This is a genomic window from Burkholderia sp. BDU5 (assembly GCF_001522845.1).
Classification (GTDB): Bacteria; Pseudomonadota; Gammaproteobacteria; order Burkholderiales; family Burkholderiaceae; genus Burkholderia; species Burkholderia mayonis.
In genome coordinates this window covers 1-11,818 of record NZ_LOWC01000147.1, presented here as the reverse complement: position 1 = coordinate 11,818, position 11,818 = coordinate 1, and the positions used below count along the sequence as shown (strand labels likewise).

The following is an 11,818-nucleotide window of genomic DNA, read 5'->3' as shown; positions in this document are numbered from 1 at the left end:
CGGTTGTTCCGATGCCTGAGGTTAACAGCTCGCCGCGAAAGTTAACAGCCCCACCGGGCCTTTTTGAAACCGTCTCTAAGGAAATTCAGCAGCAAATCGACACCCCTAAAAACGGCGCCGCAGCTCTTTGGAAAGCTACCGCTGCGCCGCGAGGGGGATACTTCAACAGCCTGCTAGATTTCGACGTTATCGCATCGATATTGATCGTTTGGCGGATATGTCGCCTATCCGGCAACGAGGCATTCTCTTGATTGAGTTAAATTAAGCTCGATGTAACAAAGGTGCTTCGCTTGGCCTCTCCGCATGTACTTGCGCCGTGCGCGTGCCGGATCGGTTTCGCGGCAAAGGCGACGGGCATTTTCAGCCGTCTTGCAATTCCGATGCGGTGCGTTTATCTTGGATGAACAGGCCTCGCAAACGATTGCGAATACATATTAAGTAGTCTCGGAAATCAGGTCTGAATGTTTGAAGTAGTGATTGAGTAAGTTGACGCTCGGATCGACGAATGTCGCTCAGAAGGAGCGTTCAAGATAAAAATCTCCGCGCCGTTCGATACTCGCTCTGGCTTGGAGGTAATCCTCTTATTTCAATTTGATTGAATCAAACTTATAGTTCTCTTTGTAAGAAAAAATTATTTCTGCTTGCCAAATTTACGGGCGTTCTATAAATTTACAGCGTAGACTGTAACGATATGAATGATTGTCACACCGTTGTCGTCGAGGGATTCTAAGGTGTGACGCTTCAGATTAAACCCGGTGCTTGGATGGTATTTTCGCTGTAATCGCGGCAGCGTATTGATTTATGTGTGCGCCGCATTTGATTTAGCGAAGGTGCATCTTATCGATTGCCGATGCGGATGGCTGGCGCTTGCCGGTCTACAGGGCTCGGGCCGGGCGGAAGGGGCGGGTTGATATCGCTGAGAAAAAAGCAGCGGCGTAAACGGTTTCCGTGGAAAATTTTTCTGGAAACTGGGAGCATCTGTTTGTCTTTTTTTGGTGCGCACTCATCTAATTCCCCAAGACGCTCCGGCATATAGTAGGCATCGAGTTATGTGGTCGTTAATACATTCGAAGAAATAAGTTTGGGTACTTTGACAAAACACAAGCTAATCTGGTTTTGCGAAGACAGTCCCCGTCGCCTGTGATTTGCGGATAGACCATGAACGACGATGCACTACCGGGCCACTCGCCGGATTTACTGGATTTCGACGAAGATTTTATCAAAATCGACGCGGCCATCTGCGAATACGATTCCGTCGGCTACGCGCCCCAACGAAAAGGTGAGAGCGCATTTCAATGGGCTTCGGTCGAAACCGCATGTCTCGCTTTACTGAAAAAGGCGAAAGACGTCCGGGTCGCCATTTGGCATCTGCGCGCATGCATCGCGCGGCGCGGATTGATCGGGCTGGCCGATGGCGTTCGATTGCTGGCCGATCTGATGAGCGCGCCCGTCGAGGAATTGCATCCTCGCGCGCTGCCTGACGAATCGCCCGGCGAAACGCTTTCGATTCATCTCGGCTGGATTTCGGGACCGCAGTTCCTGCATCAGCTCGGCAGCTCCCGATTCGAAGATCGCGACGCGACGCTCAACGATCTGATCGGCGGGCGCGCCGCTTCGATCGTGGAGGATCGCGACTATCGCATTAGAGCGAACATTCTTGTACATAACATTCAGGATTCCTTGTCGAGAATCAGGGAATCGATCGCTGCAATAGAGCAAGAGCTCAACGTTTCGCGCGCACTGGATCTGTTGAGCGTGGCGGCGTCGCGGCTCACGCAGACGGAAACTGGAAGTGCGGGAAGTGCAGATGTCGCCGCCACGAAGCCGGTCGACGCGGCGCCAGGCACGCCGGCGCTGGATGCGCCGCTGCCTGCTGCGGGCCAGGGCGGCGCGCTGAGGTCGAGGCAGGAAGTCGGTGTGGCGCTCGAGCGAATCGTCGAGTATTTCCGCGTCCACGAGCCGAGCCATCCGGCGCCGATCTTCCTGTCGCGGATTCAAAGAATGCTAGGGGCGGGTTTCGAGGAAGTGATGGCGGAGCTCTATCCCGAGGCGGTTTCTCTGGTGGCCCAGCTGAACCGGCCGCAGAGCTCTATCAAGTAACGTGAACAACTTCGTGTAGAGGGCTTGCTCATCATGGTTCGACAAAAGGATGGACAGAAATTCATCGGGGAGAGTCGTGCACCCCGCGTGCAGATTGAATATGACGTCGAGGTTTACGGGTCGCAGAAGAAGGTCGAGCTGCCGTTCGTCGCAGGCGTGATGGCGGACCTGTCGGGCGACAACACCGAGCCGCTCGGCCCTGTCGAGGATCGCCGCTTCCAGGAGATCGACGTCGAGAACTTCGACGAGCGCATGGCGCAGATCGCGCCGTCGCTCAGCTACCACGTGAAGAACGTGCTTACCAACGACGGCACGTTGATCCCGATCGACCTGACGTTCACGTCGATGGAATCGTTCGAGCCCGCTGCGGTCGTCAAGCGCATTCCCGAGCTGTCGACGCTGCTCGAAGCGCGCAACCGCCTGAAGGAGCTGCTGACCTACATGGACGGTAAGGCCGCGGCGGAAGACGTGATCCAGGAATTGTTGAAGAGCCCGCAATGGGCGAGCGACGCCGAGGCGACGGAACAATCCGGCAGCACCGGTGAAGGCGGCGACCAACAACCGGAAGAGGGTGCGAAATGAGTATGCAGCAGCTTGAATCGTCTGCCGAGAAGGTAGTCGTCGATCAGAACGTCAACGAGGATCTGAAGGATATCCTGCGCCGCTCGTTCCGGCCGCGGACCAACGAGGCCGCGGAGGCAGTGCAGAACGCCGTCGAGACGCTGCTGGCGTATGCGCGGCGCAGCCGGGTCGTGGTTCGCGAGGACGTCGCGCAGACGATCGAGCAACTGGTCGCAGAACTGGACAAGAAGATCTCCGAGCAACTGACGCTCGTGCTGCACAACAAGCGCTTCCAGAGTCTCGAAGGCGCATGGCGCGGATTGCACTATCTCGTGTCGAATACCGACACGAGCGAGAACCTGAAGATCCGCTACCTGAACATCTCGAAAGCGGATCTCGGCAAGACGCTGCGGCGCTTCAAGGGCGTCGTGTGGGATCAGAGTCCGATTTTCAAGATGATCTATGAGCAGGAGTACGGCCAGTTCGGCGGCGAGCCGTTCGGCTGCCTGATCGGCGATTACTACTTCGATCACAGCATGCAGGACGTGTCGATTCTGACCGAGATGTCGAAGATCTCGGCGGCCGCGCATGCGCCGTTCATCGCGGCCGCCGCGCCCGGCCTGCTGCAGATGGACGACTGGAGCGAGCTGTCGAACCCGCGCGACGTGTCGAAGATCTTCACCGCGACCGAATACGCGTTCTGGCGCCGTCTGCGCGAAAGCAACGACTCGCGCTATCTCGCGCTCACGCTGCCGCGCTTCCTCGCACGCGTGCCGTACGGTCCGAAGACGCAGCCAGTCGAAGAGTTCGGCTTCGAGGAGAAGGTCGATCCGAACCGCGCCGAGGATTTCTGCTGGGCGAACTCTGCGTACGCGATGGGCGCCAACATCACGCGCGCGTTCAAGACCTACGGCTGGTGCACGAAGATTCGCGGCGTCGAGTCAGGCGGCGCGGTCGAGGTGCTGCCGAAGTTCGTACTGCCGTCGCAGGATCGCGAAGTCGATCTGCACTGCCCGACAGAAATCGCGATCTCGGACCGCCGCGAGCACGAGCTGTCCGAGTCCGGCCTGATGCCGCTCGTGTACCGGAAGAATTCGGACACTGCTGCGTTCATCGGCGCGAAGACTGTGCATCGTCCGGCGATCTACGAGGACGACGACGCGACCGCGAATTCGAATCTGTCGTCGCGGCTGCCGTACATTTTTGCGACGTGCCGTTTCGCACACTACCTGAAGTGCATCGTCCGCGACAAGATCGGTTCGTTCAAGTCGGCCGAGGACACGCAGCGCTGGCTCAACGACTGGCTCATGAACTACGTGGACGGCGATCCGAGCATCTCGAGCGAGGTCACGAAGTCGCAGCGTCCGCTGTCGGCGGCGGAAGTGGTCGTCGACGAGATTCCGGAGAACCCCGGCTACTATCGCGCGCAGTTTTTCCTGCGCCCCCATTTCCAACTGGAGGGTTTGACCGTTTCTCTCCGATTGGTTTCGAAGCTTCCGTCGACCAAGCAAGAGGTGACGACCTGAGCCGCGACTACCGGGCCGGTTGCGGTTTCGCTTAAAGAAGGAGGTGTTCGAGGCGTTGCGGGTCGGAGTCGAACCGTTCCGCAGCAGATTCAACAGCGGTCTTTTCGATATGGTCTTGTTATAACTAATTAGGAGTTCATAGCATGGCAAATGCGTTGGTTGATTACTTCTTGCAGATCGATGGCGTCGAGGGCGAGTCGACCGATCAGCAATACCCCGGTCTGATCCAGATTCAGAGCTGGCAGTGGGCGGAAGAAAACTCGGGTCGCTGGGGCTTCGGCAGCGGCGGCGGCGCGGGCAAGGTCGAGATGAAGGACTTCGAGTTCCGCATGGTGTCGAACAAGGCTTCGCCGAAGCTGTTCCTGATGTGTGCGACGGGCGAGCACATCGGAACCGCGAAGCTGATTTGCCGCAAGTCGGGCAAGGGCCAGCAGGAGTTCCTGACGATCTCGTTCGCGAGCGGCCTCGTGTCGTCGTTCCGTACGCTCGGCAACATGCCGTTCTCGCAGCTCGGTCACGCTAGCGGCGAAGTCGACGGCGTGCTGCCGACGGACCAGATCCGGATCAACTTCGCCCAGATCGAGTTCGAGTATCGCGAACAGCGCAACGACGGCACGATGGGCGCGGTGATCAAGGCCGGGTACGACCTCAAGCAGAACGCCCCGATCTAACCCGTCGGAAGGTTCTAGTTTCCAGGCTAACCTTGGGCAGTGTTGTGGCCTCGCGCCACAACACTCGGGAACACGCACGTGAGCGATCTTCAACTCTACAACAAGCTGTCCAGACGAATTCGTCGTCATTCGCTTCAAGAGGTCGTCGCGGATCATTTGGTCGACCTGATGAATCATGCGATTCGCGGTGCGCGCATGCGCGTCGCGGACGACAGTCCGGCAGCGCATTCGGTATTGAACTTCGGCTGTCCGCCGATGCAGGCGGCCGGCGCGACGAAGATCAACCCCGCTCACGCCGCCGCGCACATCTGCGAAGTGATTCGTCGCTTCGAGCCGCGCGTGGATCCCGCCAGCACGACGGTCAAGCCTCGGACCGAGAGTCGTCGGCGCTTGCCGCAGACGATCTACTTCGACGTGTCGATGAAGGCGCGCGACGATGGAACCGAGCTCAACGTGAGTCTCGCGCTCGACTACCTGAGCGGTTATTTCGGCCTGGCGGACGATCGGTGAACGGCGAACGGCGATGAATTTCCTCGACTACTACAACGACGAATTGCGGCAGCTTCGCGATGCGGGCGCGCGCTTCTCTAAAGAGCACCCGCAGGTGGCTTCGGCACTCGGGCTGCATCCGGATGCGGTCACGGATCCGTTCGTCGAGCGGCTGCTCGAGGGTGTCGCGTATCTGTCGGCGCGTGTGCAGAAGCGTCTCGACCGCGAATGCGCGGAGTTCGCGCAGCAGGCGCTCGGGCGCCTCTGCCCGCTCTACACGGCTTCGACGCCGGCGATCTCGACATTCGCGTTCCATCCGGACCTGGGGTCGCCCGACGCGTTCCGCGGCAATACGCTGCCGCGCGGCTCGCTCGTGGCGGCTCATCTGCCGGGCCGCAAGCTGCCGGTGATGTTCTCGACCGCGCGCGACGTTACGCTGTTGCCGCTGCGTCTCGCGTCGGTCGAATGCAGCCGCAGCATCACCGGGTTGCCGTCGTTGCTCGCGCAACGGCTCGCGTCGTCGCACGCGGTGCTGCGCTTCAAGTTCGAGGTCGAAGGCGGCGCGTCGATCTCCGAGCTGTCGCGCGAAGACAAAGGGTTCGCGCCGCTGCATCTGAGCCTCGCGGGAGACTTGCCGCGCGCTTATGCGCTGCATCGCGCGCTGCTCGCGGATACGACCGCGTGGTTCGCGCTCGTGTCGACGGCTCGCGGCGACGAAGTGCTGACGTTGCCGATGTCAGGCATTCGTCTCTCCGGCGTCGATGATTCGGAGGCGCTGCTGCCGGAGGATTTCGGCGGATTGCCCGGGCTGAGGCTGCTGCGCGAGTACTTCGCGCAGCCGACGCGCCTGCTCGGCGTCTACGTCGATGCGTTGGCTGTGGTCGCCGAGAAAGCGCCGTCCGCGCGTGCGTTCGAGCTGTTCTTCGCGTTGCGCGACGCGCCGGGCGATCTGGTCGGCGACGTCGATGCGAGTCAGTTCCGCCTCTTCGCGACGCCGGCGATCAATCTGTATTCCAAACGTTTCGATCCGGTGCCGTACGACGCGAATCAGCCCGAGCAGTGGATTCCGGTCGACCGGATGCGGCCCGCCGCGCATCACTTGTGGGCACTGAACGAGGTGTTCGTGTGCGAGACCAATGGTCGCGCGCATCGTGCGCGGTCGGTGCTCGAGACGGCGGGCTACGAAGGGCAGGATGGCTCGATCCGTTACGGCATGCGGCGCGAGGATGCGCTGCTCGTCGACGGCGTGCGGCGCGATCGTTTCGATCCGCTCGCGAGTCACGACTTGATCGCCGTTTCGATGGTCGACGACACGCTCGATCCGGACGATGTCGCGACGATCACGGGCCGCGCGCTCGTCGCCGATCGCGACTGGCGGCCGACCGCGCTGCTCGACGCCGAACTGCAATTGCTCGATCCGACCGCGGTGAAGCGTATCGAGTGCCTGTGGCCGGCGAGCGCGCCGCGCGGGAAGCCGAGCGTCGAAGCGTGTTGGGAAGCCGTGTCGCACATCGGCCGCAATCCGCTCGCGCTGCGTGTGTCGCAGCAGCAGGACGTGACGGCGCGCATCGTCGAGCAGCTGCTGCTCGCGATCGACAAGGACGATGCGCTCGACCGGCAGCGGCTCGAGAGCCTGCGCTCGGTCGTGCTGCGCTCGCGCTTCGTCGCGGCAGGTCGCGCGGCGCCGACCGCGCTCGTTCGTGCGACGCAAGTCGAGATCGACATTGCCGAGTCGCTGCACGCGGATCGCGGCGGCTGGTTGTTCGGGCGGCTGCTCGCGCAGGCGCTCGCCGAATCGGCGACGCTCAACGATGGCATCGAGATCGTCGTGCGCCTCGACGGCGATGCGGCGAGCTCGCACACGAACGCGGCGTCGCGCGATGGGAGGCTCACGTGACGACGCTCGACCGCGTGACGAAAGCGCTGACGCCTCGCCGCACCTTCTTCGAGCTGATGCGGCGGGTCGAAGCGCTGCAGCGTAGGCACGACAGGCGATCGGCGCGCAGGCGGCGGCTGCCGAAGTGGCTGCGCATCGAGCAGCCGGCGGAGATGCATTTCGCGAGCACGGAAGTCGAGCGCGTGCACGTGACACTGCCGCGCTTCATCGAGGACGACGATCACCCGCAGGTCACGGTGGTCCAGCGTCATTTCGGGCTATTCGCGCCGTACGGGCCGCTGCCGGTGCACGTGACCGAGCACGCGATGCAGGAGAAGCGCTTCGAGCGCAACGCTGCGTTCGAGCGCTTCGTCAACGTCGCATGCGGCGACCTCGCGTGGCTGCATTACTCGGCGTGGTCGTCGATGCATCCGGTGCTCGGCTATGAGCGCGCACGCAATCCGTTCGTCGAGCGCGTGACCGCGCTCGCCGACGCGCGTCGCGCGCCGCAGACCGACTTCGATCCGTTCGAGCATCACACGCAAGCGTGCCGGCGCGCGTTTCCCGGCATCTACTGCGCGCCGCGGCGCTCGCTTGCCGATCTGCAACGGATGCTGCGTGCGTACTTTGGCGTCGCGCTGCAGGTCGTGCCGCGTCACGGCCGCTGGATTCCTGTGCCGGCGGCGGCGAACAACGCGCGGCGGCTCGGCGGATGGCGGCTCGGCGCGCGGATCTGGGACGTGCAGCACTCGATCGAGATCGTGATCGGTCCGATCGAAGCAGACGAGTTCTATCGGTGGCAACGCCGCGCGGCAGCCGTCCTGGCGGTGTCCGCGGTCGTGACGGATTTCGTCGACGGACGAATTTACCCTGTCATCAAGGTTCAGGTGTGGACGCGCCCTGAACTCGCAGGAAGGGTTGGGTGCATGCGTGTCGGCGTCGACGCGTGGTCACGGCCGAATCGGGCGCTGCGCACCTTGACTGTCTATGAATCTTTTCGGGACTAGACGTGAATCGCGAACGCATATTCAACTGTCTCGGCCGCACGACTTATGCGGCCCTCGTCGACGCCACGGCGCTAGGCCGATCCCGTCGGCACACTTTCATCGACCTCGATCACTGGGCGCTGTGCCTGCTGCAGCGTGAGCAGAGCGATCTCGCACGCCTGTTCGAGCAGTTCGGCAGCGACGTCGGCGAAGTCAAGCGCCGGATGGAGAAGGCGCTCGACGGCTTCGACGTCAGTGGCGACTCGCTGCGCGACATCTCGAGCTCGCTCGAGCGCAGCGTCGGACCGGCCGTCATCTGGAGCCAGATCGCGGCGCGCGCGGGCAAGGTGCGCTCCGGCCACCTGCTGCTCGCGTGGCTCGACGAGGATCTGACGCGCCGCTGGCTGCAGCAGCGCGTGCCGACCGGCATCACGTCGGCCGCGCTCGATGAAGTGGTGAAGCGCTACGAGGCGCTCGCATCGGGTTGGCCGGAAGCCGACGAGGCGCCGGCGGCGGTCGGCGGCGGCGCGCTCGGCGTGGACGCGGGCGAAACCGGCACCGACGGCGGCAGCGATGCGCTCGCGAAATGGGCGACGTGCCTGACCGAGCAGGCCGCGCGCGGCGAGCTCGATCCCGTCGTCGGCCGCGACGACGAATTGCGGACAGTGATCGACATCCTGTCGCGCCGCCGCCAGAACAATCCGATCCTCGTCGGCGAGGCGGGCGTCGGCAAGACGGCCGTCGTCGAGGCGCTCGCGCAGAAGATCCACGCGGGCGCGGTGCCGCCCGGGCTTCTCGGCGCGCAGGTGTGGGCGCTCGATCTCGCGCGGATGCAGGCGGGCGCCGGCGTGCGCGGCGAATTCGAGCAGCGGCTCAAGTCGCTGATCGACGCGGTGATCGCCGCGCCGAGCCCGATCATCCTGTTCTGCGACGAGACGCACACGCTGATCGGCGCGGGCGGCGCGGCCGGCACGGGCGACGCGGCGAATCTGATCAAGCCGATGCTCGCGCGCGGCCAACTGCGGATGGTCGCCGCGACGACGTGGTCCGAGTACAAGCAATACATCGAGCCGGATGCGGCGCTCGTGCGGCGCTTCCAGGCGGTGGCCGTCGACGAGCCGAACGACGACGCGGCGGTCGACATGCTGCGCACGATCGCGCCGCGCTTCGCCGCGCACCACGGCGTACGCATCGTCGATTCGGCGCTGCGTGGCGCGGTCGAGTTGTCGCGCCGCTATCTGCCCGCGCGGCAATTGCCGGACAAGGCGATCAGCCTGCTCGACACCGCATGCGCGCGCGTTGCGATGAGCCAGAACTGCGCGCCCGCCGAGCTCGAACGGCTGCAGCATCAGGCGTTCGCGATCGGTCAGACGCTCGATTGGCGCGCGAGCGATCGCCGAATGGGCGTGCGCACGCCCGGCGACGAGGCCGAGCTCGAAGGCCGTCAAGCGAATCTCTTCCAGCAGGCGGCGACGCTGGAGACGGTCGTCGACGCGCAGCGCGACGAAGTGCGCACGTGGCTCGCGCGTCTGAACGATGAAGCACCCATGTCGGCCGACAGCGACGGCGATTCGTTCGCCGTGCGCATCGGCGCGAATCGCTGGGTGCGTCCTTGGGTCGACGAGCACGTGGTGTCGGAGGTGCTCGCCGAGTGGACGGGGGTGCCGGTCGCGCAGCTCGCGCAGGACGACGCGCAGCGCGTCGTCGAGCTCGAGGGCGCGCTGAACGCGGGCATCCACGGCCAGACGGGCGCGATGCGCTCGATCGCGCAAGCGCTGCAAGTGTCGCATTCGGGGCTCAACGATCCGCGCCGGCCGCTCGGCGTGATGCTGCTCGCCGGCCCGACCGGCACGGGCAAGAGCCAGGCGGCCGCGAAGCTCGCCGAGCTGTTGTTCGGCGGCGAGCGCAATCTTATCCAGTTCAACATGAACGAGTTCCAGGAAGCGCACACGGTATCGACGCTGAAGGGCGCACCGCCGGGATACGTCGGCTACGGCAAGGGCGGGCGCCTGACCGAAGCGGTTCGCAAGAAGCCGTACAGCGTGCTGCTGCTCGACGAATTCGATCGCGCGCATCCGGACATTCATGAAGTTTTCTATCAGGTCTTCGATCAGGGCTGGATGGAGGACGGCGAAGGTCGCCGGATCAGCTTCCGCAACTGCCTCATTTTGTTGACGAGCAATCTCGGCGATGTCGAGATCGAAGCGGCGTGCAAGGCCGATGCGCAGATTTCGCAGGCGAAGCTCGACAAGCTCGTCGGCGAGCGGCTGCAAGGGCGTTTTTCGCCCGCGCTGCTCGCGCGGATCCAGCTCGTCGCATTCCGGCCGCTCGACGTCGATGCGCTCACCGGGATCGCGACGCAGGCGCTCGACGAGCTTGGCGAGCGCCTCGCGGAGAACGATCTGCAGTGGCGCGCGGACGAAGGCGTCGCGGCATGGGTGGCGCACGCGGTGTCGCAGCATCCGGCGAACGGCCGCGCGGTGCGCGATCTGCTGCGCCAGCACGTGATGCCGGCCGTCGCGCGCGGCGTGCTCGCTGCACGCGCGGAGGGGCGCGCGCTGAAGACGGTGCGGCTGTCCGCGCACGAGCAGCTGTCGCTCGTGTTCGACGAAGACGCATGGGAACTCAACGGCACCGACGCGGCGACGCTCGGCGAGCAGGCGGCTACAGCTGCGGCTGCGCTGGAGGCTGCGGCGGCCGCTTCCGCGGAAGCGCACGAAGCACGCGAATCGCATGAATCACGTGAAGTGCACGACGCGCGCGCCGATGCGAGCGATGAGCCTCCGGCCGAAGCGCCGCGGCCTCACGAGACGACATCGGCGGATGCCGGCACGACGGGAGAACCGTCATGCGTCTGATCGAACTGCGCAGTCCCTTGCTGGAGCTGGATGCGGTCGCGCTGAGCTTCGTGGTCCACGAAAACCTGTCGCAGGAGCCGTCGTATCAACTGGATCTGCTGAGCCACGACCCGGACCTGGATTTCGACGCGCTGCTCGGCTCGTCGCTGTCGGCGGACATCGATCTGGGCGGCGGCGACGTGCGGACGTTCAACACGCACGTGTTCGGCGGCTACGACACGGGTCAGATGAGCGGGCAGTACACGTACACGCTGGAGCTGAAGAGCTGGCTGTCGTTTCTGGCGGAGAATCGCAACAGCCGGATTTTCCAGAACATGAGCGTGCCGCAGATCGTCGAGCAGGTGTTCCAGGGGCATCAGCGCAACGGTTACCGGTTCGAGCTCGAAGGCAGCTACGAGCCGCGCGAGTACTGCGTGCAGTTCCAGGAAACCGATCTGAACTTCGTGAAGCGGTTGCTCGAGGACGAAGGGATTTATTTCTGGATCGAGCACGAGCAGGACCGGCACGTGGTGGTGATCTCGGATACGCAGCGGTTCGAGGACTTGCCACTGCCGAACGACGAGCTGGAGTATCTGCCCGACGGCGAGGAGTCGCGCGCGATTCAGGGACGCGAAGGCGTGCAGCGTCTGCAGCGCACGCGGCGGATCAAGTCGAACAACGTCGCGCTGCGCGATTTCGACTATCACGCGCCGTCGAACAAGCTCGACAGCGATGCGCAGGTCGATCAGCCGAGCCTCGAAGGGATTCCGCT

10 protein-coding genes are annotated in these 11,818 nt (G+C 63.6%); all 10 read left to right on the top strand.

Going from position 1 to position 11,818, the window contains the following annotated elements:
• The coding region (locus WS69_RS35065) for a hypothetical protein (protein ID WP_231747204.1) at positions 1-251 on the top strand (251 nt) is incomplete at its 5' end.
• A gap of 907 nt (positions 252-1,158) precedes the next feature.
• Complete coding sequence (locus WS69_RS23590; RefSeq protein WP_059473090.1) at positions 1,159-2,100, top strand: type VI secretion system protein TssA; 942 nt, start codon at positions 1,159-1,161, stop codon at positions 2,098-2,100.
• Positions 2,101-2,133: 33 nt separating this feature from the next.
• Complete coding sequence (tssB, locus tag WS69_RS23585) at positions 2,134-2,682, top strand: type VI secretion system contractile sheath small subunit (RefSeq protein WP_059473089.1); 549 nt, start codon at positions 2,134-2,136, stop codon at positions 2,680-2,682.
• A gap of 2 nt (positions 2,683-2,684) precedes the next feature.
• A complete protein-coding gene (tssC, locus tag WS69_RS23580) occupies positions 2,685-4,187 on the top strand; it encodes a type VI secretion system contractile sheath large subunit (RefSeq protein WP_162498995.1) in 1,503 nt (500 codons plus the stop codon).
• 143 nt (positions 4,188-4,330) lie between these two features.
• Positions 4,331-4,858 (top strand): Hcp family type VI secretion system effector, encoded by a 528-nt coding sequence (locus WS69_RS23575; protein WP_010108180.1) that lies wholly within the window; start codon positions 4,331-4,333, stop codon positions 4,856-4,858.
• A gap of 78 nt (positions 4,859-4,936) precedes the next feature.
• Entirely contained in the window at positions 4,937-5,368 is a 432-nt protein-coding gene (locus tag WS69_RS23570) for a GPW/gp25 family protein (protein ID WP_059473087.1), read from the top strand.
• Between the two features lie 13 nt (positions 5,369-5,381).
• Positions 5,382-7,244 carry a type VI secretion system baseplate subunit TssF gene (gene tssF, locus WS69_RS23565; RefSeq protein ID WP_059473086.1) on the top strand — a complete coding sequence of 621 codons (1,863 nt, stop codon included), beginning with the start codon at positions 5,382-5,384 and terminating at the stop codon, positions 7,242-7,244.
• Positions 7,241-8,230 carry a type VI secretion system baseplate subunit TssG gene (gene tssG / locus WS69_RS23560; protein WP_059473085.1) on the top strand — a complete coding sequence of 330 codons (990 nt, stop codon included), beginning with the start codon at positions 7,241-7,243 and terminating at the stop codon, positions 8,228-8,230. The genes tssF and tssG overlap by 4 nt, the downstream gene beginning before the upstream one ends.
• 2 nt (positions 8,231-8,232) lie before the next feature.
• A complete protein-coding gene (gene tssH / locus WS69_RS23555; RefSeq protein WP_059473084.1) occupies positions 8,233-11,067 on the top strand; it encodes a type VI secretion system ATPase TssH in 2,835 nt (944 codons plus the stop codon).
• The coding region (locus WS69_RS23550) for a type VI secretion system Vgr family protein (RefSeq protein ID WP_156438356.1) at positions 11,058-11,818 on the top strand (761 nt) is incomplete at its 3' end. The genes tssH and WS69_RS23550, both read left to right, overlap by 10 nt.